At 57.4% G+C, this 24,401-nt stretch carries 23 protein-coding genes; 8 read left to right on the top strand and 15 right to left on the bottom strand.

Translation table 11 applies throughout. The annotated features are described in order from the left end of the window. A complete protein-coding gene (locus tag ACWPW2_RS09085; RefSeq protein WP_454122541.1) occupies nt 1-480 on the bottom strand; it encodes a carboxymuconolactone decarboxylase family protein in 480 nt (159 codons plus the stop codon). 91 nt (nt 481-571) lie between these two features. Between ACWPW2_RS09085 and pdxR the strand changes: the two genes are divergently transcribed. Then, nucleotides 572-1,993 (top strand): MocR-like pyridoxine biosynthesis transcription factor PdxR, encoded by a 1,422-nt coding sequence (gene pdxR / locus ACWPW2_RS09080; RefSeq protein ID WP_454122539.1) that lies wholly within the window; start codon nt 572-574, stop codon nt 1,991-1,993. A 152-nt stretch (nt 1,994-2,145) separates the two neighbouring features. Here pdxR and ACWPW2_RS09075 read toward each other — a convergent pair whose 3' ends face one another. The 9 genes from ACWPW2_RS09075 to sad form a co-directional block, all read right to left on the bottom strand. Further along, the gene (locus ACWPW2_RS09075; protein WP_023478787.1) at nt 2,146-3,060 is read right to left on the bottom strand and encodes a bestrophin family protein; all 915 of its coding nucleotides are present in this window, start codon (nt 3,058-3,060) and stop codon (nt 2,146-2,148) included. A gap of 303 nt (nt 3,061-3,363) precedes the next feature. Next, a complete protein-coding gene (locus ACWPW2_RS09070) occupies nt 3,364-4,815 on the bottom strand; it encodes a tagaturonate reductase (protein WP_454122537.1) in 1,452 nt (483 codons plus the stop codon). Nucleotides 4,816-4,933: 118 nt separating this feature from the next. Then, the gene (locus ACWPW2_RS09065) at nt 4,934-5,458 is read right to left on the bottom strand and encodes an N-acetyltransferase family protein (protein ID WP_454122535.1); all 525 of its coding nucleotides are present in this window, start codon (nt 5,456-5,458) and stop codon (nt 4,934-4,936) included. Between the two features lie 80 nt (nt 5,459-5,538). Further along, nucleotides 5,539-6,513, bottom strand: coding sequence for a sensor domain-containing diguanylate cyclase (locus ACWPW2_RS09060; RefSeq protein ID WP_023478824.1), 975 nt, complete (start codon nt 6,511-6,513; stop codon nt 5,539-5,541). Between the two features lie 212 nt (nt 6,514-6,725). Beyond that, a complete protein-coding gene (locus ACWPW2_RS09055; protein WP_454122532.1) occupies nt 6,726-8,162 on the bottom strand; it encodes a diguanylate cyclase domain-containing protein in 1,437 nt (478 codons plus the stop codon). Between the two features lie 108 nt (nt 8,163-8,270). Then, nucleotides 8,271-8,633, bottom strand: coding sequence for a DUF4186 domain-containing protein (locus tag ACWPW2_RS09050; protein ID WP_454122530.1), 363 nt, complete (start codon nt 8,631-8,633; stop codon nt 8,271-8,273). Then, nucleotides 8,633-9,559 carry a glutaminase B gene (gene glsB, locus ACWPW2_RS09045; RefSeq protein WP_124968387.1) on the bottom strand — a complete coding sequence of 309 codons (927 nt, stop codon included), beginning with the start codon at nt 9,557-9,559 and terminating at the stop codon, nt 8,633-8,635. Before glsB ends, ACWPW2_RS09050 begins: the two co-directional genes overlap by 1 nt. Nucleotides 9,560-9,619: 60 nt before the next feature. Further along, the gene (locus ACWPW2_RS09040) at nt 9,620-11,209 is read right to left on the bottom strand and encodes a methyl-accepting chemotaxis protein (protein WP_454122528.1); all 1,590 of its coding nucleotides are present in this window, start codon (nt 11,207-11,209) and stop codon (nt 9,620-9,622) included. A 100-nt stretch (nt 11,210-11,309) separates the two neighbouring features. Next, nucleotides 11,310-12,698 carry a succinate-semialdehyde dehydrogenase gene (sad, locus tag ACWPW2_RS09035; protein ID WP_454122526.1) on the bottom strand — a complete coding sequence of 463 codons (1,389 nt, stop codon included), beginning with the start codon at nt 12,696-12,698 and terminating at the stop codon, nt 11,310-11,312. 104 nt (nt 12,699-12,802) lie between these two features. Between sad and ptrR the strand changes: the two genes are divergently transcribed. Beyond that, nucleotides 12,803-13,654: a putrescine utilization regulator PtrR gene (gene ptrR, locus ACWPW2_RS09030; RefSeq protein WP_454122524.1), complete on the top strand. Its 852-nt coding sequence runs from the start codon at nt 12,803-12,805 to the stop codon at nt 13,652-13,654. A gap of 670 nt (nt 13,655-14,324) precedes the next feature. Here the strand turns inward: ptrR and ACWPW2_RS09025 are convergent. Continuing rightward, nucleotides 14,325-14,783, bottom strand: coding sequence for a GNAT family N-acetyltransferase (locus ACWPW2_RS09025; protein WP_023479025.1), 459 nt, complete (start codon nt 14,781-14,783; stop codon nt 14,325-14,327). Between the two features lie 149 nt (nt 14,784-14,932). Between ACWPW2_RS09025 and ACWPW2_RS09020 the strand changes: the two genes are divergently transcribed. Then, nucleotides 14,933-15,877, top strand: a complete 945-nt coding sequence (locus ACWPW2_RS09020; protein WP_454122522.1) for an L-lactate dehydrogenase — start codon at nt 14,933-14,935, stop codon at nt 15,875-15,877. 40 nt (nt 15,878-15,917) lie between these two features. On the opposite strand, the gene ACWPW2_RS09015 is transcribed toward ACWPW2_RS09020, so the two are convergent. Further along, nucleotides 15,918-16,709: a PhzF family phenazine biosynthesis protein gene (locus ACWPW2_RS09015; protein WP_023479027.1), complete on the bottom strand. Its 792-nt coding sequence runs from the start codon at nt 16,707-16,709 to the stop codon at nt 15,918-15,920. 170 nt (nt 16,710-16,879) lie between these two features. Between ACWPW2_RS09015 and ACWPW2_RS09010 the strand changes: the two genes are divergently transcribed. Continuing rightward, a complete protein-coding gene (locus tag ACWPW2_RS09010; protein ID WP_454122519.1) occupies nt 16,880-18,076 on the top strand; it encodes a sugar transporter in 1,197 nt (398 codons plus the stop codon). 589 nt (nt 18,077-18,665) lie between these two features. Here ACWPW2_RS09010 and ACWPW2_RS09005 read toward each other — a convergent pair. Both ACWPW2_RS09005 and ACWPW2_RS09000 read right to left on the bottom strand, forming a co-directional pair. Next, nucleotides 18,666-19,820 (bottom strand): alpha/beta hydrolase, encoded by a 1,155-nt coding sequence (locus ACWPW2_RS09005; RefSeq protein WP_454122517.1) that lies wholly within the window; start codon nt 19,818-19,820, stop codon nt 18,666-18,668. After that, nucleotides 19,820-20,494: a MarC family NAAT transporter gene (locus ACWPW2_RS09000; RefSeq protein WP_023478573.1), complete on the bottom strand. Its 675-nt coding sequence runs from the start codon at nt 20,492-20,494 to the stop codon at nt 19,820-19,822. Before ACWPW2_RS09000 ends, ACWPW2_RS09005 begins: the two co-directional genes overlap by 1 nt. Before the next feature lie 242 nt (nt 20,495-20,736). Here ACWPW2_RS09000 and marR point away from each other — a divergent pair, with 242 nt between their 5' ends. The 3 genes from marR to marB are packed head-to-tail and all read left to right on the top strand — an operon-like array spanning nt 20,737 to nt 21,822. Next, the gene (marR, locus tag ACWPW2_RS08995) at nt 20,737-21,171 is read left to right on the top strand and encodes a multiple antibiotic resistance transcriptional regulator MarR (RefSeq protein WP_023478578.1); all 435 of its coding nucleotides are present in this window, start codon (nt 20,737-20,739) and stop codon (nt 21,169-21,171) included. A gap of 18 nt (nt 21,172-21,189) precedes the next feature. Next, nucleotides 21,190-21,570 carry an MDR efflux pump AcrAB transcriptional activator MarA gene (marA, locus tag ACWPW2_RS08990; RefSeq protein WP_023478575.1) on the top strand — a complete coding sequence of 127 codons (381 nt, stop codon included), beginning with the start codon at nt 21,190-21,192 and terminating at the stop codon, nt 21,568-21,570. A 36-nt stretch (nt 21,571-21,606) separates the two neighbouring features. Further along, on the top strand, nt 21,607-21,822 hold the full coding sequence (marB, locus tag ACWPW2_RS08985; protein WP_023478576.1) for a multiple antibiotic resistance protein MarB: 216 nt from the start codon (nt 21,607-21,609) through the stop codon (nt 21,820-21,822). Between the two features lie 37 nt (nt 21,823-21,859). On the opposite strand, the gene eamA is transcribed toward marB, so the two are convergent. Next, nucleotides 21,860-22,756, bottom strand: coding sequence for an O-acetylserine/cysteine exporter (eamA, locus tag ACWPW2_RS08980; RefSeq protein ID WP_312118944.1), 897 nt, complete (start codon nt 22,754-22,756; stop codon nt 21,860-21,862). 189 nt (nt 22,757-22,945) lie between these two features. Here eamA and ydeE point away from each other — a divergent pair, with 189 nt between their 5' ends. Next, nucleotides 22,946-24,133 (top strand): efflux MFS transporter YdeE, encoded by a 1,188-nt coding sequence (ydeE, locus tag ACWPW2_RS08975; RefSeq protein WP_454122514.1) that lies wholly within the window; start codon nt 22,946-22,948, stop codon nt 24,131-24,133. Nucleotides 24,134-24,401: the final 268 nt, after the last annotated feature.

The raw sequence follows: 24,401 nt of genomic DNA, 5'->3' as shown, positions 1-24,401 counted from the left end.
CTATTCGAGATTCGCGCGATCGAGGCCGTAGGCTTTATCCAGCGCGCCCGGTGCGGTTTGCGACACAATCATCAAACGGTTCCAGGTGTTGATTATCGAGATAGCAAACGCCAGTTCTGATAACGCCACTTCATCAAAATGTTCACGCGCTGCGTCATAAATGGCATCGCTCACCCCTTCAGCTGCGGGCCGGGTCAGGGCTTCGGTCAACGCCAGTGCCGCCTTCTCTTTCGCGGTGAATAACGGCGATTCGCGCCAGATGGCGACATGATGCAGCCGTAACTCCCGCTCATCCAGAATCCGCGCCTGTTTAATGTGCATATCCAGACAGAAAGCGCAGCCGTTTAGCTGCGAGGCACGAATATCAACCAGATTTTTGAGTGTGCTGTCGAGGCCACTGTTGTGTGAGGCCTGGCTGGCTTCGGAAAGGGCTTTGATCAGGTCAGGAATGCGCTGGAAGAGATTGATGCGGGTGCTCATATTATTTGCCTCGTTTATTGTTTCAACGGGGGCTATATTACGCGTCAATGTCGCAGGAAAAAGACGCAAAACAGCAAGAAAAAGGTAGGACATGAAGCCGGGATACAGGGCTATTTATTCGCAATATCGCGAGAGCATCACACAGGGTTTGCTTAAGCCCGGGGAGAAAGTCCCTTCGGTGCGCGTGCTGGCCAGCGAACTGGGCGTGGCGCGAAAAACCGTGGAGACCGCGTGGTCGATTCTGGTCGGCGAAGGGTTTCTGGTCAGCGATGGCGCGCGCGGCACACGCGTCAATCCTGAACTGGTACTGCCGCCAGTGAAGCGTAAGGCGTGCGATAAAACTCCCGTAACGGCGACGTCAGCGTTTGGCGACGCCGAGCGTAAACAGAGCGGTTTCTTGCGCCTCGGCATTCCGGCACTTGATGCCTTCCCGAGCAAAAAATGGCTGCTGCTCAGCGCTAAAGCCCTGCGCGCACTGCACCCGAGCGAAATGCTTACGCCGCCATTGATGGGCTACGCTCCTCTGCGTGATGCTATCGCTCACTATCTGAATGTTTCGCGCGGGCTCGCCTGCAGCCCGGAACAGGTGGTGATTACCGGCGGGTATCAGCACAATTTGCGGCTGATCCTCACCCTGCTTGTAGGCCCTCAGCAGAAAGTGGTGTTTGAAGAGCCGGGCTACTTTTTAGGCCAGCGCATATTGCAACATTCAGTCCAGAACCTGCATAGCGTACCGGTCGATAACGACGGCCTGGATATCAATTATCTGCTGCGCCATCACAACAACGCCCGTCTGCTATTTGTGACACCGTCACACCAAAGCCCACTGGCGGTTACCCTCTCCCTGCCCCGCAGACAGCAGCTGCTGGCGTGGGCAGCGCAGCGCAATAGCTGGATTGTTGAGGATGATTACGACGGCGAGTTTCACTACACACGCAAAGTGGTACCTGCGCTGAAGAGCCTTGATAGTGATGACCGGGTTATCTATATGGGCACCTTCAGCAAAACCATGTTGCCCTCCTTACGCACCAGTTATCTGGTGCTGCCGCGCGCGCTGCTTGCGCAGTTCAGGCAAACGGCGGAACTCACCGAAAGCGGCCAGCCGCTGTTAACGCAAAAAATTCTCGCCGCCTTTCTCAGCGAAGGCCAATTTTATAAGCATCTGAAGAAGATGCGTAACCTCTACTCTGCCCGGCGCGGGTTCGTGCTGGCGGCGCTGGCGCAGATCTATCCGCAGATATTTGATGTGGAGGTACGCGATGGCGGCATGCATATCATCGCCTTTTTGCGGGAAAGCACGCAGGATGTGGCGCTGGCACAGCTCTGGCAACAACACCAGTTGCAGGTGAGCCCACTTTCAGAATGGTACAGAGGTGATGCGCCACGCTACGGTTTGATTATCGGTTATACCAATGTCGCGTCGGCTGAAGAGGCGATTGCATTGTTGCAGCGCCCGGTGCAAAAGACACAGGCGCTGCTGGCAGATGGCTCACGGCAGGCTGCTAAAGAGTGAGATATCCCATGCCGTGGCGAGCAGTGACAGGCCAACGATAAACGTCAGCGCGAACGAGAAGGTTTTATCGGACTTTTCCATCGCATGTCCCTCTTGTTAGATGACCTGAGCCAGGAGAGTGAAAAAATCTTACGGCTTACGCCCCTGTAAGTTTAGGTCAACTGGTAATTTTTGTCCGGTGTCAGTTTCACCGGCAGATCGTCGGCGTCTTCCATTTGCAGCAGATCGATTTCAATCGCGTTGCAGTAGGCATCCAGCGGCAGGTCGTTATCCTCTTCGCCAAACGGATCTTCCAGCTCTTCCGCCAGCGTATCGAGCGAGATAAAGGTGTAGGAGATAAGCACCGAGATAAAGGGCGTCATAAAGTGCAGATCCACCACCAGCGCAAACGGCAGCATGATGCAGAAGAGATAGACCGTGCGGTGCAAAATCAGTGAATAGGCGAAAGGCAGCGGCGTATTAAAGATACGCTCGCAGCCGGCCTGCACCGCGGACATATCGTGTAAGCGCTGAGTAATGCTGTGGAACATAATATCCGACAGCGCCCCTTGTGCCCTGCGCTCGCCCAGCCACTGGCCCATCAACAGCAGAATACGGTTTGCCGGCGAGTGAGCATTTAAGACCTGGCGTAACTCATCGGCCGAGAGATATTTTGACAGCACGTCGCCCTGCGGTTTGCGTCGCAGCGTCATGCGCAGCGCGTGGGCAAAGGCGAACTGTAGCTGCATAAAATGGCGCACGTCGCTCTCGTCAGGCAGCGTAGTTTTCACTTCCCGCAGCAGCGAGCGCGAGGCGATCATCAACTGCCCCCATAACAGACGCGCTTCTGAGTAGCGGGCGAAACAGGCGTTGTTGCGAAAACCGAGGAAGATAGCAATGGCTACCCCGAGAATGCTGAACGGCGCGACCGTTAGTTTAATGCCCAGCGAGGTATACCACGGCAGCATCCAGATGACGGCGACCGAAAGCAGGAAGTTCATGGTCAGGCGTGAAGCGATTTTCGGCAGTACGGAGCCGTGCCAGACGAAGAGACGAGCAAGCCAGTGTTTTTCAGGACGGACAATCATAATTATTCAGGGGGAAAAGGAGCGCAGCGGCTATTAAACGTGATCGATGTCACAGTTGCAAGTTTGCTAACGGATTGTGACGCAATTTCGCCCTGCCAGACGAAGTATTGGCGCAGTGGTTGCTGAAACCTGTTATACAACTCCATTAAAGTATGTTGTAACTATAATGCTTACTTTCAGCTATTGCTGCTTTGCCGGATGGCGGCTGCGCCTTATCCGGCCTACGGGGATCGAGGGGATTGTGGGAGGGGGAAATGTAAGCCGGATAAGCGCCAGCGCCATCCGGCATTTTACAGGCAGCTATCAGCAGAGCGGTTTTACCGCTTCGCGCATGCCGCGCAGCAGAATGGCGTCCAGATCGAGCGTCACCTGCTCCACCAGGCCCGGCACCTTGCTCAGATCCTGCTCCCAATGATCGCTCACCGACAGCACCGACCTCACCAGCTCACTGGTGCTGATTTGACGGTCGCCACGCTGGCTCCACAGCTGTTGATAACGCTCAATCCAGTGTGCATCATCCTGCACCGGGTAACTTTTCCCGTCACGCTCGCCGCGATAGAACGCAATCAGCGCCGCCAGAGCAAACGTCAGGCGCGCAGGCAGTTTTCCGCTGGCTTTCTGCCCTGCCAGCAGCTGCGGCAGAATGCGGGTGCGGTATTTGGTCATGCCGTTCAGGGCGATGGAGAGCAACTGATGTTTGATATACGGGTTACGGAAACGCCCGGTCACCGCGCTGGCGAAAGACTCCAGCTCATCGCGCGGCAGATCCAGCACCGGAATGATCTCTTCGTAAATCGCCTTCTCGACAAACGCACAGATCTCCGTGTCGCTCATCGCTTCGCCAACCGTATCGATACCCGCCTGGAACGCGACCGGCACCAGCGCCGTATGCGCCCCGTTGAGGATAGCCACTTTACGCTCTTTATATGGCTTGATGTCGTCCACAATCAGCACGTTTAGCGGGTATTTATCCAGACGCAGCTCAGCGGCCAGCGATTTTGGCCCCTGAATCACAAACAGATAGAAGTGCTCGGCGGTATCGAGGAAGGCATCCTGATAACCCAACTCCGCTTCCAGTTTCGCCACTTCATCACGCGGATAACCGGTAACAATGCGGTCAACCAGCGTTGAGCAGAAGCTGTTTGCGGTTTCAAGCCACTGGGTAAATTCCGCGCCCAGCGCCCACTCGTTAGCATAACGCAGCACCAGTTCACGCAGCGCGTCGCCGTTATAATCGATTAATTCACAAGGGATAATGATCCAGCCTTTATCCTGCGCGCCGGCAAAATGGCGGAAGCGCTCAAACAACAGGCGGGTCAGCTTAGCCGGGTAGCTTACCGCTGGCGCGTCGTCGAATTTATCGCCTGCGTGGTAGCTGATGCCCGCTTCAGTAGTATTGGAGAAAACGAAACGGATATCCGCATTGTGGGCCAGCTTAAGAAACTCGTCATACTGCGTGTAAACACTGATTTCACGGTTAACGGAGCGGATAAGACGCGCATCGCTCACCGCTTCGCCCTGCTCGTTGAGACCGCGAATAATGGTGGTGTAGAGGCCATCTTGCGTGCTCAGAGAAGGCGGGAAATCACTCGCGATTGGGCGAACCACCACCACACCGGCGTTGAGGTCGGTGTGCTCGTTCAGCAGATCGATTTGCCAGTCGACAAAAGCGCGCAAAAAATTCCCTTCGCCGAACTGAATAATACGTTCTGGATAGTCAGCACCAGGAAAATTGCGACGGTTTAATGTGTTCACAGTGGGTTCCTTTTTTTAGATTAGTCATACAACCTTGGAAGATTGGTGTAATAACTTATCAGACTTTACGACCATGAAACCCTGTTTTGATCAAAGTGGCGCGGCTTATTGACCCCAGTTATATGAACTTATAAAAAAGTGTCGTCGCCGTCACATTTCCATCCGGCATCAGCGCATAACGCGGAATTTCACCCACCCGCTGCCAGCCGCAGGTGATGTAGAAGTTCTCCGCCCCGCTGCCGGTCGCCGTATCCAGCACCAGCACGCTTTTGCCGTGCGCCTGCGCCTCATGCTCCAGCGCAGTCATCAGGCGACGCGCCAGGCCCTGACGTCGCGCTTTATCATGCACCAGTAATTTCGAGACATCGGCGCGGTGCGGCTGGTTTTCCGGCTGATCGAGCACCACCTGAACGGTGCCGACAATCTCACCCGCCTCATCCTGCGCCGCCAGCACAATGCGTTCACCGCGCGTTACGCTTGCGGCAACGCCGGACCAAAATTGATGGGATTTTTCCCGCGAGAGCGGATGCATAAAGCTGACGGAGGCGCCGCCGGCAACGCAGTTTTCCAGCACGTCGCACAGGCTGTCGATATCGGAGAGGATCGCCTCACCAGAGAGGCGATTGATATGATAAGCGGTCATTTAGCTTCCTTGTAAAATGACCACTATTCAACGCGGGGCGGGCTAACTCAAGCACCGCGCTCATACAATTTTATTATGGTTTAACGCCCGCGATTGTTGCGGGATTTCATGGCATACATCTTCTCATCCGCCTCTTTCATCCAGCTGCGCAGATCGTCACTGCCATCGTGATTAAACTCGCTGACGCCCCAGGAGAAACCGAGCTTCCACGGTTTGCCCGACTGCTGGTTCCAGGCCTCAACCTGTTCGACCAAATGCTGCATCGCAATCCATGCGCCCTCTTCATTGGTATCAGAGAAGACAATCGCGAACTCGTCGCCGCCGTAGCGAACCCGCAGATCCGCTTCACGCAGGCTGGCGGTCATCACCTCCGCCATCGCCTTCAGGGCTTCATCCCCTTCGCCGTGGCCGTAGGTATCATTAATCTCTTTGAAGTTATCAAGGTCGATCCACGCCAGCGTCAATGGCTGCGCGCGGCGGCGTGCGCCAACGATCGCAAACTTCGCCAGGTTATCAAAGCCACGGCGGTTAAAGAGGCCGGTTAACGCATCGGTGGTCGCCGCGCTCATCACCGCGAACTCATCTTCGACGATCATGGCGAAATCTTTCAGGGTGTCGACTTCCGAGCCAGAAAAGCCGCGCGCCGCTTTATCAATCACGCATAGCGATCCCACCAGCGCACCGTCCGGCAGGCGCAGCGGGTAACCGGCATAGAAACGAATATACGGTTCGCCGGTCACCAGCGGATTATCGGTAAATCGCTCATCAAGATGGGTATCTTCGATGATCATCGCCGTTTCAGACAAAATGACGTGACCGCAAAAGGAGATGTTGCGCGGCAGCGTCTGGGCTTCTGCCGGATCACCGCCGGTGGATTTAAAATGGAGCGTCTCTTCATCGACCAGCGTAATCAACGCCGCCGGGACATTGAACATCCGTTGCGCCAGGCGCGTTAAGCGGTCTAAACGGGCGTTGGCGCCACCCTCCAGCAGGCCGGAGTCATGCAATGACGCCAGGCGCTGTGCCTCATTTGCGGGAATCGCAGGTGTTTTCATAGAGTGCCGATCTCATCATTCTCAGTCTGGACCGCCGCGCTCGGGCAAACGGGCGAGTAGACAACGGTTTACAGCATTAAGCGTAGCCTATTCGGCACGTTTGTCAGGGTGAGCGAATCCGCAGCTTGCGACCGCGCGACGTTAATCATATTGGTCTCAAAAATCAGCCGCAAGATATTTATAAGTTATTAATATTTATTGTGTTGCTTATTTCACGTTGCGGGCGAGATAGTGACTTCCGGCTCGCCGCTGTGGCTATCCGTAGTGCAGTTTCTGCCGTGCCTCTTCGAGCGGTAGAGATGCTCATCGGCCTCGGCCAGCAGATCGTTGAAACCCTCTGTTAACTGGCGCGGGTCGGGCGTGCCGTGCCCGATGCCGACGCTCATCGTCAGATGTAGCGTCTGTTGCCGCCATTTAAAGGGATGGTTTTCCACTGCGCAGCGCAGCGCCTCCGCAAGTCTCTTCCCTGCTGTCGCATCTTTTGTGACGGCGACCACCACAAACTCCTCGCCGCCCATACGCGCCACCAGCCCGCGCTCGCCAAGCTCCTGCTGCACTTTTTGCGCGAAGGAGGTCAGCACCCGATCGCCACACTCGTGACCATAGCTGTCATTGACGCTTTTGAAGTAGTCGATATCCATCAGCATCACGGAGAGGTGTTTGCCGGCAAAACGCTTCTCCTCTTTGCGCAGGGCTTCATACAGCCCTGAGCGGGAGTAAACGCGGGTGAGAAAATCAAAATCGGCGCGCAGCGACACCTGGCGCATCAGGCGGTTAATAGCTTCAACGCTGACCGACACAATCACCGGGCAGATCGCCATCGTCGCTACGCCGAGCCGCGCCGAGAGCATCTGCGGAATATCAAACGGCGAGTGGACGTGAATATCAATCTTCCCACTGGAGACCAGAATAATCTCCAGCCCGCCGGTGATAAGCGTCACCAGGCAAGTCAGCGGAAGTGAATAGCGCACCGCGCACCAGATCAGCGCTGGCAGCGGAAACGCCAGGCTTCCGGCACCGCCAATCATCACCGAGGCGGCAACCGACACCGCCAGCGCGAGGATCGGCATCACCTGCGGCAGTGAAAAGCCCTTCAGCGCGCGCGGGCGCGTCATGGTCAGCAGGCATGGCAGGATCAGCACGCCCGTTGAGAACTGCTCGCCAAACCAGTCCGCCAGCAGCGGCCAGAAACCCTGATCGTTAATCCCAACCGAGCCCAGCGCGCCAAAGAAGGCACAGAGCAGCGCAGCCACCAGACAGTAACTAAAAAGTTTCAGCGCATTGATCGGCTGTGGCGTCTTCACCATCTGGCGGCGCTCACGACCGATAAGCTGCGCCATGGTGATGATAAACACCATATTGGAGAAGTTGATGATCAGCGACGCCATGCCCCAACTGGTGGTGACGGCATCATAAGCCAGCATCGCGACATAGCTGATTAAGTAGTAGTGCCAGCGGTGCAAAAACGCGTAGCGGGCGAAGACCCCGGCCATTACCGCATTCAGCGGCCAGAAGAGCGACAGCTCCTCGACCAGGCGCATCATCGCACCGATAAAATAGAACAGCGTGGTCAGCGCAAAAATCATCCCCGCATTTATCAGCGGGGTCTCTTCCCTGAACGGACGCCAGGAGGACAACAAAGCTCGCATCAAATCTCAGTTCCTGTCGCGGGCGGCAGGAGCAGCCCGAAGTAGCGTCGGAAATAGCCTAAAGCTTAGCATGCTTGTTTTCCGCTATAGAATGTTGCGCAACCGCCGTCAGCGCGGCGAGTTCATCTGGACAACCAGCCAGTGATAAATCACATCAACTACATACTGCTGTTGCGCGGGCGACAGCGGCTGGCCCGCCGCAATGGCGTGCCACTTTGCAAGGCAGCCACGACAGCAGGTGGCGGTGGCATGCTGGGCGATAAATACCGGGTGACCGCGCATCGGCGTCTGTTTACCGTCATTATTAGGCTGCGCAGGCGCAAGGCGCTGAGCGACAAAATCGGCGGCGTGGGCAGCAATCACCTCTGCCCCCTTCTCTTCGCAGTAGTGCCGCTCCTTTGCGCCTAAGCGAAAACGGGAGCGAAAGGTTGAGCGCCCAAGGCGGGCAAACAGCGCATCGAAATCCGCCATCAGTAGACCGATCTGCCAAGGCGCTGGCTGAGCGCTTCCAGCAGCGCGACGCCCGCCAGCGAGTTGCCCGCGTCATCCAGCTCCGGGCTCCAGACGGCAATCGCCATCTCATGAGGCACAATCGCCACGATCCCACCGCCAACGCCCGACTTCGCCGGCAGGCCAACGCGGAAGGCAAACTCCCCGGCGTTTTGGTACATGCCGCTGGTCGCCATCAGCGCGTTGATCTGCCGCGCCTGCATCGGCGTCACTACCGGCTGGGCGAGATTCACCGCCTGGCCGCTCTGCGCGAGGAAGAGAAAGGTGCGCGCCAGCTCAGCGCAGCTCATCTTCAGCGCGCAGTAGTGGAAGTAGTTTTGCAGAACCGTCGTGACATCATTGTGGAAGTTGCCGAAAGATTTCATCAGCCAGGCGATAGCCGTGTTGCGCGCAGCGTTATCAAACTCCGATCGCGCTACCGCCGTGTCGTAGACAATATCGTCGACGCCTGCGAGCTTGCGCACAATTTCCAGCATGCGCTGGCGCGGCGCGCTAAGGCGGCTTTGCAGCATATCGCACACCACCAGCGCCCCGGCGTTAATGAAAGGATTGCGCGGCTTGCCCTGCTCAATCTCAAGTTGCAGCAGCGAGTTGAAGGGCTGGCCGGAGGGATCTTTACCGACGCGCTGCCAGATCTCCTCCTCGCCGTAGTGGTTCATTGCCACCACCAGGCTAAGCACTTTTGAGATCGACTGAATTGAGAAGCGCTCATCGGCATCACCCGCCTGATAGTGCTCCCCATTGACGGTGCTGATCGCGATCCCCAGTTTATTGCCGCTGACTGCCGCCAGCGCCGGGATATAATCCGCGACCTTACCGCGTCCCAGCAGCGGGCGTACCTGAGCGACTATCGCCTCCAGCACGCCATTATCCATCACCGATGCCACTTTCACTCCTCGCCCACAGGCCAAATCGGGCTGCGAGTATACCAGAGCTGTTTTGTCGCGTCAGGCGCTGAGACGAAAACGCGCAACCGCTTGCATCAATACCTGCGAATCGTGATAAAGCTGTTCGGAGGCCGCGGCTGCCGTAGTCACCAGTTCGCCGGTGCGCCGTGCCACGCTGTTGAGTGAGTGGAGACGTCGGGTCATCTTGTGAATACTCTCGCCTTGACTAAGCGTTGCAGCTGAGATTTCACTCAACACCCCGCTCAGATGCCCGACCAGGCCAGTCACCTGTTGCAGGTTATCTTCAAGACGGTTCACCGCCTGGGTGCCATCATTGATCCCCTGCAATGAGTGGTTAATCAGTTGCTGAATGGTTTGCGTCGAGTGGCTGCTCTTGCGCGCCAGCAGGCCCACCTCTTTCGCCACCACCGCAAAGCCGCGTCCGTGGTTGCCCGCATGCGCCGCTTCGATGGCGGCATTCAGCGCCAGAATGTTGGTCTGAAACGCCACGCCGTCGATCAGTGAGACGATATTGCGCATCTCGGCGGAGCGGTCGACAATCTCGCGCATCGACTGCGTCACCGTCTCCATCATTCTGTCGCCGCCCGCCGCCACTTTACGCGCTTCATCCGCCTGCTGGCGCGCCTCTTCGGCAAAACCGGTATTGCCCTCGACGTGCGACTCCAGCGTGGCGATATGTTCAGTGACATCGTTCAGCTCCTGCGCCTGCTTCGCCGATTGCTGATTAAGCGACTGGTTGCCTTCCGCCAGGCTGCCGATGGTGCCAATCATCGACGCGGTGGCGTCGCTCACCTGCATCACCAACTGTTGCAGCCCCTGCTGCATGGTGCCGACGCTGTGGCTAAGCTGCTTGATTTCGCGGTTGAAGCGCTGCACCGGCGGCAACGGCGTGCCGAGATCGCCGGCAGCAAGAATATTGATATGGGCAATCAGTGCGCGCAGCGGCGTGATGACCCAGCGCGACATGCCGAACCACACCAGCAGCGCAATGACCACCAGCAGAGCCGGGATCAGCATAAACACCTGCTGCAAACGGCTAAGGCTGGCAAGCAGCGACTGCCTTCCCTGCTCGGCGTGCTGCGCGCCAGCCTGCTGGAAACGGGCATAGTTATCATTGAAATCGGCCTGGAATGCCTGCGCCGGGACGGCAAAAAAGGCATCGATCGACTGGGTTTTTACCAGCCCGTCGGCCTGCTCTTTCAGCGCGCCATAAAAGAGCTGATAACTGTTGATCAAGCCTTCATCTTTTGGCGGGTTGAGCGCCTGAAAAGCAAGCCAGGCTTTGTTGGAAGCCGCCAGCGCCTGCTGGGTCTCATCCATCAGGCTGTGCCAGCTGCCGTCCGAACCGGTCGCTTTATCCTGCATAAAGTAGACCCCGGCGCGGTTGAGCAGATCGCTTGCGGTGAGGAGTGCAATGCGCGCTTCATCCGCCCGCACCTGTTGCAGATGCGCCTGTTGATTCAGGCTCTCGTCGTGCTGCGCGCTGCGAAGCGAGGCGGTAAGGAAAAAGGAGGAGGCGATTTGCAGGGCGGAAAAGAGCGCGATGATGCAGAAAATCCCGGCCAACAAACCAAACTGCTGCGGTGCGATACGCCGAAAAATTCGGCGAAAAATTTGTGTTAAGTTCATGATATTCTTCTGTAACCACTAAGTTGCGGTGAGTCTACAAAAGGATCATGACACATCCATGACAGCCAGAGCTGACGCGCCCCACAGGGGCGCGTTTAGCTTACAGGCGATCTTTCCACACGGTCTGAACGTTGCAGAACTCATGCAAACCAAAGTGGGAGAGTTCACGCCCGAAACCGCTCTTCTTCACGCCACCGAAGGCCACGCGCGGATCGCTGGCGCTAAAACCATTGATAAACACGCCGCCGCACTCGAGGTTATCGGCAAACCACTCGGCCTGCGCGCTGTCGGCGGTGAAGACCGTGGCCGAGAGACCAAAGTCGCTGTCGTTGGCAAGCGTCAGCGCATGCTCTGCATCGCGGGCGGTGCTGATCGCCGCAACCGGGCCAAACAGCTCCTGGCGAAATGCTGTCATCTGCGGCGTAACGTTGGTCAGTACGGTGGCCGGATAGTAGTTGCCGCTGCCCGGTGTCTTCTCGCCGCCGAGTCGCAGGGTAGCGCCCTCTTTGATGCTCGCCTCAACCTGGGCGTGCAGTTCGTCGCGCAGATCGAAGCGCGCCATCGGCCCAAGGTAGTTCTCCTCATTTTCCGGCGCGCCCTGCTGTAGCGCAGCCGCGGCGGCGACAAATTTCTCGGTGAACGCGTCGGCGATCCCCTCTTCAACAATGAAGCGTTTCGCCGCGGCGCACACCTGCCCGGTGTTCTGGTAACGCCCGGCAACGGCGGCTTTCACCGCCAGATCGAGATCGGCATCGTTGAGCACGATAAAGGGATCGGAACCGCCCAGTTCGAGCACGCACTTTTTCAGCGCCGCACCAGCCTGCGCACCGATTGCCGCCCCGGCACGCACACTGCCGGTGACGGTCACCGCAGCAATGCGCGGATCGTTAATCGCCTGGCTGACGCCTTCGTTCGTCGCGTTGACCCAGCCAAATACGCCCGGCGCAAACCCGGCTTCGCTGAACATCTCGCCGATCAGCGCCGCAGAACCCAGCACATTCGGCGCATGTTTTAACAGATAGCTGTTGCCCGCCAGCAGGATCGGCACCGCGCCGCGCAGCACCTGCCACAGCGGGAAGTTCCACGGCATCACCGCCAGAATCGGCCCCAGCGGGCGATATTCGATGCGCGCGCGCTGCGCTTCAACTTGCGTGGCTTCGCTGCCGAGCATTACAGGGCCATGTTCGGCGTACCAGTCGCACAGCGCGGCGGATTTCGCCACTTCTGCCCGCGCCTGTAAGATCGGTTTGCCCATCTCTTCACTCATCATCTGCGCCATCTCTTCTGCGCGGTTACGCAGCACGACGGCCAGATCGCGCAGCTTCTGCGCACGGTCATTAACGCTGGCGTTGCGCCACAGGCGGTAGCCGCTATCGGCCAGCGCCAGCGCGCGATCAACCTCTTCGCGGCTGGCCCACGGCGTGGCGCGCAGGGTTTCGCCCGTTGCCGGGTTAATGGAGAGTGCATGGGTGGTTACGGTCAGAGACATTATTTTTCCCCTCAATGATTTCAGAACTTGCATTAGGGTGACGCAGTTTGTTATTTCTGAAAACTGAATAATATTAACTTCACCATTCACGTTACGAGAACAACATGGATTTAACCCAGCTTGAGATGTTTAACGCCGTGGCGCAGACCGGCAGCATTACCCAGGCCGCGCAGAAGGTGCACCGGGTGCCGTCAAACCTGACGACGCGCATTCGCCAGCTGGAAGCGGATCTCGGCGTCGATCTCTTTATCCGCGAAAATCAGCGCCTCCGCCTGTCGCCTGCCGGGCACAGCTTTTTGCGCTACAGCCAGCAGATCCTCGCGCTGGTTGATGAGGCGCGGATGGTGGTGGCGGGCGATGAGCCGCAGGGGTTGTTCTCGCTGGGCGCGCTGGAGAGCACCGCCGCGGTGCGTATTCCGGCGACGCTCGCCGCCTATAACCAGCGCTACCCGCGTATTCAGTTCGATCTCTCCACCGGCCCTTCCGGCACCATGATTGACGGCGTGCTTGAAGGGAAGCTGAGCGCGGCGTTTGTCGACGGGCCGATTATGCACCCGGGGCTGGAGGGCATTCCGGTCTATCGCGAGGAGATGATGATTGTCGCCCCGGCGGGCCATGAGCCGATTACCCGCGCTTCGCAGGTGAACGGTGCCAGTATTTATGCCTTTCGCGCCAACTGCTCCTACCGCCGCCATTTTGAGAGCTGGTTTCAGGCCGATCGCGCCACGCCGGGGAAAATTCATGAGCTGGAGTCCTATCACGGCATGCTGGCCTGCGTGATTGCCGGCGCCGGGCTGGCGCTGATCCCGCGCAGTATGCTGGAGAGCATGCCCGCCCATCAGCAGGTCAATGCCTGGCCGCTGGCGGAGGAGTGGCGCTGGCTCACCACCTGGCTGGTGTGGCGACGCGGCGCGAAGAGCCGACACCTTGAGGCGTTCATTGCGCTGTTGCCGTAGCGTTTTGGCTGCGTGCAGTTTGTTATGCCGGATGGCGCGTTACACGCTTATCCGGCCTACGTGAACAGAGCCACTGAAACCGCGGCTGACTGCCGGATGGCGGCTACGCCTTATCCGGCCTACAGGAAAGGTGCGGCTGAAACCGCGTAGGCCTGATAAGCGCAGCGCCATCAGGCATTGTCTTCCCGCACCCATTGCCGGATGGCGGCTTCGCCTTATCCGGCCTACCAAAACGCGCTTTCAGCGATACCGGTGCGGTTTTTATCTGCAATATGACAGCGAGGGGGTTGTGTCCCCGCTGAAATCGGCGAACCGAAGCGTGAATGACAAGGTCTGGACGCCATGGATGGCGGACAGAGGCGAACCGAGACAGGATGTCGAGTCAAGCCGGCCGCAGTCAGGCACGCGGGAGGTGAGCGCAGTGCGCAGCACCGATTTCCTCGCGGGGCCGCGGGGATTGACAAGGGGAGCGCGGCCGCTTCCCTTGTCCCGTTCACCGCATAAGTGATTAATGAAACTCCCCAGCGCCTGGTGAACGGAATCATTCCACCAATGCCACATGAAAACCCCATCGCCGGATGGCGGCTATGCCTTATCCGGCCTACAGAACCCCTTCCACCGAGTCAACGTGCCGCGCCGATCGCCGGATGGCGGCTACGCCTTATCCGGCCTACGCGCGCAACGCCTTCTGCATAAACACGCTTAACGGGTCGGGATCATACGGCGCAAACGCCTCGCAAATCTGGTATCCGCAGCGCTGGTAAAGTTTCACCGCCGCGTGCTGTTCGACGCCCGTCTCCAGCCGCAGCGTGTGGCACCCCTTCTCGCTCGCCGCCTGCTCCAGCGCGGCAATCAGCTGCTCGCCCAGCTTCTGCCCGCGGTGCGTCGGGTCGATAAATACCCGCTTCATCTCCGCGCTGCCATCCTCATTAAGTAGCACCGCGCCGCAGCCAACGGCATCCTGCTGATGCACGATTTTACGCAGGATCAGCGTCTCTTCGGGAAAAGAAGCCAGGTCAACCAGATGGTTGCTCTCTGCCGGATAAAGCGCGGTCTGGTAGCGGTCGAGGGCGGCGATGAGGGCAATCACCTCCGGCTGCGTCGCGGTGGCATCAACAATACGGTACATAGCGGCTCCTTATAGTTATCACGTTGTTAAATTAGCGAAAATTCCGCCGCTTAACTCATATGAATAACCTATAGATTCGCGACAATATTGCACGCCAGCAATAACAGGCTGTACTTTACGCAAGAGAATATTCTGACAAGGGAATCGCCATGAATACAAAAGCTCGCAAAGTGATGATTATCGGCACCGGTAATGTTGGTGCATCTGCCGCTTACGCTCTTTTAAACCAGAACATTTGTGAAGAGCTGATCCTGGTGGATGTTAACGCCCCGCGCGTAGAGGGACACGCGCAGGATCTGGCGGATGCCGCCGCGTTTATGCCGGGGATGATGTCTATCTCCACCCGCTCCATCGAGGCGTGCGCGGATGTTGATATCGCGGTAATTACCGTTTCCGGTGGCGCGCTGAAGCCTGGCCAGACGCGGCTGGATGAGCTTGGCAACACCGCGCGCATTGTTAAAAACATTGTGCCCACCATGATGGCATACGGCTTTAACGGCATTTTTCTGGTGGCGACCAACCCTTGCGACATCATTACCTGGCAGGTGTGGTCCCTCTCCGGCCTGCCGCGCAACCAGGTGATCGGTACCGGCGTCTGGCTCGACACAACGCGTCTTCGCCGTCTGCTGGCGCAGGCGCTGGATATCGGCGCGCAGAGCATTGACGCATTTATTATGGGCGAACATGGCGATACGCAGTTCCCGGTGTGGTCGCACTCATCGATTTATGGCTCGCCCATCGCCGACGTCTATCAACAAAAGACCGGCCAGCCGCTGGATGCGGATGCGCTGGCGGATCGCGTGCGCCGCCACGGCTTTGAGATCTTTGCCCGCAAAGGCTGCACCGAATATGGTATTGCCGGCACGATTGCCGAGATCTGCCGCAATATCTTTACCGGTAGCCACCGCGCGCTGGCGATCTCCTGCATTCTTGACGGGGAGTATGGCGCGCACAATGTGGCAATTGGCGTGCCGGCGGTGCTGACCCACAGCGGCGTGGAGCAGATTATCGAACTGCACTTAACCGAGGACGAAGTGGCGAAGTTCAACCACTCTGTTGAGGTGATCAAAACCAATATCGCGCGCTTGCCGTAATAAGCGCGCTGCGGGGGCGCTATCGCCCCCGGTCATTGTGCTAGCGCAAATAGACTTTGCCGATTAAATAGAGCGTCGCCTGGCCACCAATCAACACCCGATCGCCCCGCCACTCGCAGCGCAGATCGCCGCCGCGCGCGGAGACCTGGCGCGCCTGCATCACCGTTTTGCCGAGCTTCTCGCCCCAGTAGGGGATCAGCATGCTGTGCGACGAACCGGTAACCGGATCTTCGGCTACCGACTCGCCCGGGCAGAAGAAGCGGCTGACAAAGTCATACTCCTCTCCCGGTGCCGTGACGCAGACCATTTTTCCCAGCGGTTTCATGGCGGCGATATCGGGCTGTAAGGCTTCGACCTGCGCCTGGTTCTCCAGCACGACCATGTAATCGCGCCCTTCATACACCGCCTGCGCCTGCGCAATGCCCAGCGTTTCCAGCAGCAGCGGCGGCGGATTTTCAACAATCTGGGTTGCCCATGCCGGGAAATTGAGGGTCAGCCAGTCGCCGTTGCGCGCAACGGTTAACTCGCCGACAAAACGGGTGCTGAAGCGGATCTCAGTCTCTGGATAATCGAGGTATTCGAAGATAACGTGAGCGGCGGCAAGCGTCGCGTGACCGCAGAGGTTGATCTCATCCTGCGTGGTGAACCAGCGCAGCTCGAAACCGCTGTCGTTGCGCACAAAAAAAGCGGTTTCCGATTGGTTATGCTGCTGCGCCATTTTCAGTAACAGATCGTCCGCCAGCCATTCGGTGAGCGGACAGACCGCGGCGGCGTTACCGCCGAAGGTATGGTCGCTGAAGGCATCGACCAGATAGAAGTCAATTGTTTGCATTGTTTTTCCTCATCTTTTCTTTTGTTCTGACGGCAAAATTTCAGCGGCGCAACCGCTATTTTTTTGCTGAATGAAAAATGAGATCTACATCACAAAAAGTTTGTCTTTCCGCCAGCAAAAGCATTAAGATCTTCGCCTCTTCTTCCCTCCAACCAACCCAAAGCACTCTTATGATGACGAATACTGTTTCACGTAAAGTCGCGTGGCTACGGGTGGTTACGCTTGCCGTTGCCGCTTTTATTTTCAACACCACCGAATTTGTGCCGGTGGGGTTGCTCTCTGATATCGCCCAGAGCTTCGATATGGAGACCCCGCAGGTCGGGATTATGCTGACCATCTACGCCTGGGTGGTGGCGCTGATGTCGCTGCCCTTTATGCTGCTGACCAGCCATATTGAGCGGCGAAAACTGCTGATTGCGCTGTTTGTGCTGTTTATCGCCAGCCATGTTCTCTCCTTCCTGGCGTGGAATTTCGAGGTGCTGGTGATCAGCCGTATCGGTATTGCCTTTGCGCATGCCATCTTCTGGTCGATCACCGCTTCACTGGCGATCCGCCTGGCTCCGGCGGGAAAACGCGCCCAGGCGTTAAGCCTGCTTGCCACCGGCACCGCGCTGGCGATGGTGCTCGGCTTGCCGATTGGCCGCATCGTCGGGCAGTACTTTGGCTGGCGCACCACCTTCTTTGTGATTGGTATGGGCGCGCTGGTGACGCTGATTTGCCTGGTCAAATTGCTGCCGACGCTCAACAGCGAGCACTCCGGCTCGCTGAAAAGCCTGCCGCTGCTGTTTCGTCGCCCGGCGCTGGTCAGCATCTATGTGCTGACGGCGGTGGTGGTCACCGCCCATTACACGGCGTACAGCTATATTGAGCCGTTTGTGCAGAATGTAGCGGGCTTTAGCGCCAATTTCGCAACTATTCTGCTGCTGTTGCTTGGCGGTGCGGGGATTATTGGCAGCGTGCTGTTCGGTAAGCTCGGCAACCGGCACGCCTCCGGGCTGGTGTGCAGCGCCATCGGGCTGCTGGTGATTTCGCTGGTGATGCTACTTCCCGCTGCCGGGAGCGAAAGCTATCTCGCCGTGCTGAGCCTGTTTTGGGGTGTGGCGATTATGATTATCGGCCTTGGTATGCAGGTGAAAGTGCTGGCGCTGGCACCGGATGCGACCGACGTGGCGATGGCGCTCTTTTCCGGGATTTTCAATATCGGTATCGGCGCAGGCGCGCTGGTGGGCAATCAGGTTAGCCTGCACTGGTCGATGAATACCATCGGTTATGCCGGTGCCGTCCCGGCGATTGCCGCGCTGGTGTGGGCGGTGGTGATTTTCCGCCGCTGGCCGGTGCAGCTCGAGGAGCAGAGCGAACCAGTGTGATCGTTCTGGAACCGTGTAGGCCGGATAAGCGTGTAACGCGCCATCCGGCATTATCTCCGCGGCACCATTGCCGGATGGCGGCTACGCCTTATCCGGCCTACGCGGTTTCAGCAGCAACGGTTTTTCATTCGACACCTATCTTACAGCGACGGTGTTGACCCCCGCTGAAATCGGCGAACCGAAGCGTGAATGACAAGGTCTGGACGCCATGGATGGCGGACAGAGGCGAACCGAGACAGGGAGCGAGTCCCGGAACGGGCGAGCAAGTCGAGTCGAGCCGGCCGCAGTCAGGCACGCGGGAGGTGAGCGCAGTGCGCAGCACCGATTTCCTCGCGGGGCCGCGGGGATTGACAAGGGGAGCGCGGCCGCTTCCCTTGTCCCGTTCACCGCATAAGAGATTAATGAAACTCCCGAACGCCTGGTGAACGGAACCGTTCCACAAAATGCCATATGCCAGACCCATTGCCGGATGGCGGCTTCGCCTTATCCGGCCTACGGTCGCTTCCACCGGGGCAACGTGCCGCACCGATTGCCGGATGGCGCATACGCTTATCCGGCCTACGCGGTTCCAGCGGCTACTATGAATCAATCATGGCGCGGCGGTGATAACGTCGTTCATCACTGAATTTTGCCATGCAAACCAAGGGTTCCACGTCAACCGGGCGTGAATTTTCCCCGACGTCACTAATCCCCAGTCGGAATACCACACCTCTTCACCTTTCAGGCAGCGCCTTGCCGCCTCTTCCGACTGGCCATTGCCGCAAAGCATAACGCTGCCTTTACGGCCATAGAGCGGATTATCAGGTGAAAAAAGCACCGACATATGGGAAAACTGGCTGATGCGCTCCTGCGGTAGAATATCGGTTTTCACGCGTAAGCGTGACATTGTCACTGATTCGGAAGGCGGTGTGCCGTACCAGATTATGCGGCTGGCGGGATGGGTAAAGGCGCGGTCGAATTGATCGAGGATCCAGCGCGTATCCAGCACCGAATCATGCTCCGTTAACACCACCAGCGTCGGTTTATTAAAGGGCTTCTGCGCCAGCAAACTCTGCGCGCTGGCGCTGGTTCGCCAGAACTGGGCAAAACCGTTGGTCGGCACGCGCAGATAGCGGGTTGCGATTTGCTGGGGGAAAAGCGTACCCGGCGGGCGCAGCCAGTCGCGAAACAGCGCCAGCGTCGGTGCCAGAAAAGCGTAGCGGGTACTTGGCCTGAAGGCTGGCGAGAAGAGCAGCAGCCCCTGCACGTTGTCATGCGCCATGGCATATTCCAGCGCCAGGTTGCCGCCGGTAGAGAAGCCGCCGAGCCAGAGCGAGTCGACCTCTTTCGCCAGAATCGCCGCCTGCTCATTCACCACCTGCCGCCACTGGTCAACGCTGACGCCAATCAGCTCGGCGGGACGCGTGCCGTGCCCGTCCAGCAGCACGGTGCGAACCAGAAACCCTTTGCGGGCAAGCTCAGGGCCGATATCGACGAACGATCCCGGCCCGTCGCCGAGCCCGTGGATCAACAAAATCCCCTTGCGCGCTTTCTGCGCAGGACGCCACTCCTGCGGCGTATTGAGCCGCAATTCGGCGGGTTTATCCAGCGTCTGAAAGGCGCGGTGGGCGGCGACATAATCGCGCGTCTGCTGTTGATACGCAGCAAAGCTGTTCTGCCCGAGCGGCGCGGTGACGCGCTGTTGCTGCTGGCAGCCGACGATCAGCAGAGAGCAGCAGAGAATGAAGCCGGAGAACTGGCGCATCAGGCGCCTGCCGGATAGGTCGAGATAATCTCCAGCACGCCATTAATGATGAACTGCACGCCCATGCAGACCAGCAGGAAGCCCATTAGCCGCGAGATGGCTTCAATCCCGCCCTTGCCTACCAGCCGCATAATCGCACCGGAACTGCGCAGGCTAATCCACAAAATCAGCGCCACGGCGGCAAAAACCAGCGGCGGCGCGACGGCGATTACCCAGGCGGGAAAATCAGCGCCGTGGCGAACGGTCGACGCCGAACTGATGATCATCGCAATGGTACCCGGCCCGGCAGTGCTCGGCATCGCCAGCGGTACAAAGGCAATATTGGTCTCCGGCTCATCCGCCAGTTCCGCCGTTTTGGCTTTTGTCTCCGGCGACTCATGGCTCTTTGCGGGTGGAAAAAGCATGCGAAAGCCGATAAACGCCACAATCAGCCCACCGGCAATGCGCAGGCCTGGAATCGAGATGCCAAAGGTGTTCATCACCACCTGGCCCGCGTACCAGGCGACCATCATGATGATAAAGACATAGAGCGAAGCCATGCGCGCCTGCTGATTACGCTGGACGCTGTTCATGTTGCCCGCCAGGCCTAAAAACAGCGCTACGGTGGTCAGCGGGTTAGCCAGCGGCAGCAACACCACCAGCCCCAGACCGATAACTTTGATCAATTCCATCATGGTACGTTTCACCTCTCCCCGGTTAACAACCCCGCCAGTATAGCCGCAACGCGGCGGCAAAAGCGCCTTCACTTATGCTGGTAATGGGTAAAAGTTACGTAAATTCAAGCAGATGAAATTAAAAACATTCTTAAGCATGAAAAGTTTTAGCAATTAGTGGCATCCGATACCCATTTGGTTGACTTATATTTGCCTGAGCAATAATATCTGCCGTGATTAAACTACTTGCCGGGGCAACCATTGTGAAAAGCACGAATGATCTATTCAACGACATCATTCCTTTAGGCCGCTTGATCCACATGGTTAACCAAAAAAAAGATCGTTTACTCAACGACTATCTTTCGCCGCTGGATATCACCGCAGCCCAGTTTAAGGTGCTCTGCTCTGTCCGCTGTGAAGGGTGTATTACCCCGGTTGAGTTGAAAAAAGTTCTCTCTGTCGACCTTGGCGCACTGACCCGCATGATGGACAGGCTGGTGTGTAAAGGCTGGATTGAACGCAGCCCGAATCCTAATGACAAGCGCGGCGTGCTGGTGCGATTAACACCTGAAGGCGCGACGCTCTGTGAGCAATGTCATCAATTAGTGGGTCAAGACCTGCATCAGGAATTAACAAAAAACTTAACCGCAGAAGAAGTGGCAACACTTGAGCATTTGCTTAAGAAAGTCTTGCCGTAAAAACAAAGAGGTATGACGATGTCCAGACGCAACACTGACGCTATTACCATTCATAGCATTTTGGACTGGATCGAGGATAACCTGGAGTCGCCGCTCTCCCTGGAAAAGGTGTCAGAGCGTTCAGGTTACTCTAAGTGGCACCTGCAACGGATGTTTAAAAAAGAGACTGGTCATTCACTGGGACAATACATTCGCAGCCGCAAGCTGACGGAAATTGCGCAGAAGCTCAAGGGAAGCAATGAGCCGATCCTGTATCTGGCGGAGCGTTATGGGTTTGAATCGCAACAGACCCTGACCCGCACGTTCAAAAACTATTTTGACGTGCCGCCGCATAAGTTCCGGGTCACGGATATGCCTGCGGAGTCCCGCTATCTCTATCCGTTAAATCACGCTTGTTAACTAATCGCCTGTAATTAAAGACGTATCGAGGAAAGTATGAAACGTATTACCTGTGCCGCAGCGGCATTTTTGGTGCTGCTGAGTGGCCAGAGTTATGCGGAGCAGTTTGATCACAGCACCGGGCAAAATGCCCGTGACGCGATGATCATACCCGCCGCCCAACAAACATCGCCGTATGACTTCAACCATATGGGGGCGGGAAGCGACAAATCTGACGAGTTAGGCGTAGCGTATTACCATCAACGCAGCTAACCGTTTGCCCCGTACCGTGCGGGGCTTTTTTTTACCTTCAGTTTGCCGGTGCCGCCCGGCGCAGACGAAAACCAAACACATTGATATAGAGCCCCGCCATCACCAGCACGGCACCGGCCAGCTGCATCACGGATAATTTCTCATCCAGCAGCAGGGCTGCACTCGCCATGCCGACCACCGGCACCAGCAGGGATAACGGCGCAACGCGCCAGGTTTCATACCGCCCCAGCAGCGTTCCCCAGATTCCGTAGCCGAGAATAGTGGCGATAAAGGCCAGATAGACCAGCGACAGCAGCGTTGTGGTATCGATCGCCACCACGCTTTCCAGCATCAGGGCCGGGCCGTCAAAAATCAGTGAGCAGACCATAAACGGCACAATCGGGATCAGCGCGCTCCATACCACCAGCGACATCACCGCCGGGCGCGAGCTGTGCTGCATAATTTTTTTATTGAAGATATTGCCGCAGGCCCAGCTAAAGGCCCCCGCCAGCGTGAGCATAAAGCCGAGCAGCGGAATATGTTGCCCCGTGAGGCTCGCCTCAATCAGCACCAGCACGCCGACTACTGCCAGCGCAATGCCGACCAGCTGTTTGACCTGCAACCGTTCGCCAAAGATCCCCGCACCCAGAACAATGGTGAAGAAGGCCTGCGCTTGCAGAACCAGCGAGGCTAATCCTGCAGGCATACCGAACTTGATGGCGCAAAAGAGAAACGCAAACTGCCCGAAGCTGATGGTCAGGCCATAGCCGAGCAGCAGACGCATCGGCACTTTTGGGCGGGCGACAAACAGCAACGCCGGGAAAGCGACCAGCAGAAAGCGTAACCCCGCGAGCATCAGCGGTGGCATGGCGTGCAGACCCACTTTGATCACCACAAAATTGAGGCCCCAGGCCACGACTACCAGCATTGCCAGCAGCACATCTTTACGCGCCATCTACGCCCCTTTTTGTTTACAAATTTGTAAAAAATTTACGTTAACTGAAAAAATAGTCCAGTAATAGATCATTAAATTCGGTAGGTCGTTTTTGGCACCTACAGACAAATTGGCGGTTGTGCGCCTCAGTTTCGGCGTGTTATTGCTGTTGGTATCACAAAAACGAAAATAAACATGCCGGGTAAGAAAATGACCTCGACACAAACACGCTCCACCGCCGCATTACTTTTTTCATCACTTTTGTTAACGATTGGCCGCGGCGCAACGCTGCCGTTTATGACCATCTATCTCAATCGCCAGTATGGCATGGCGGTCGCTCAGGTCGGTTATGCGATGAGTATCGCCCTGACTGTGGGGGTGATCTTCAGCCTTGGCTTTGGCATGCTGGCGGATAAGTTCGATAAAAAACGCTATATGTTGCTGGCAATTATCGCCTTTATCGGCGGATTTGCCGCCATTCCGCTGACCCACCATGCTGGCCTGGTGGTGCTCTTTTTCGCGCTGATCAACTGCGCCTATTCGGTCTTTTCAACGGTATTGAAAGCCTATTTTGCCGATACGCTGCTGCCAGCGACGAAAGCAAAAATTTTCTCGCTCAACTACACCTTCCTCAATATCGGCTGGACCGTCGGGCCACCGCTCGGCACGCTGCTGGTGATGCAGAGCATCAATCTGCCCTTCTGGCTGGCGGTGTTCTGCGCCGCCTTTCCGCTGGTGTTTATTCAACTCTATGTGCAGCGCATCGCCGTTGGAGAGGGCCACGATCCTGCCGCCTCCTGGTCCCCGTCGGTGCTGCTGAAGGATAAAGCGCTGGGCTGGTTTACCCTCTCAAACTTTCTCGCCTCGTTCGTTGCCGGCTCTTTTGCGTCCTGCCTGTCGCAGTATGTGATGGTGGTGGCGAGCAGTGAGTTCGCCGAGCGCGTGGTGGCGGTGGTTTTGCCAGTCAACGCGGCGATAGTCGTCACCTTGCAGTATGCCGTTGGGCGCAAACTCACGCCGGGTAACCTGCGGCCGTTGATGGGGATTGGTACACTCAGTTTTGTTATCGGCCTCGCGGGCTTTATGCTCTCTGGCGACAATTTATGGCTGTGGGGCCTCTCTGCCGCGGTGTTTACCCTCGGCGAGGTGATCTATGCGCCGGGCGAGTATCTGTTGATTGATAACATTGCGCCGCCGGGCATGAAAGCGACCTACTTCTCCGCGCAGGCGCTCGGCTGGCTGGGCGCGGCGATGAACCCGCTGTTAACCGGCGTGATCCTCACCACGCTGCCGCCTTGGTCGCTGTTTGTTATCCTGATGGTCACTATTGTGATCGCCTGGCTGATGATGCTCAAAGGGATGCGCGTCCGGCCATGGGGAGTGTTGCAGACGCAATAAAGAGATGCCCGTCATTCCGGATCGTAACTGCGCCTTATTCGGCCTACGATAACGAAGCCGCTGAAACGGCGTAGGCCGGATAAGCGTGTAACGCGCCATCCGGCAATGACGCCGCGGAAATAATGCCGGATGGCGCTAACGCTTATCCGGCCTACAAAAGCGAGCCCACAGCCACACCAATGTTGCTTTTATCTACGATATGACAGCGAGGGGTTGTGTCCCCGCTGAAATCGGCGAACCGAAGCGTGAATGACAAGGTCTGGACGCC

Source organism: Kosakonia sp. Marseille-Q7440 (assembly GCF_965119485.1).
Note: the sequence above shows the minus strand (reverse complement) of the source record. Positions and strands in the feature narration are given on the sequence as shown.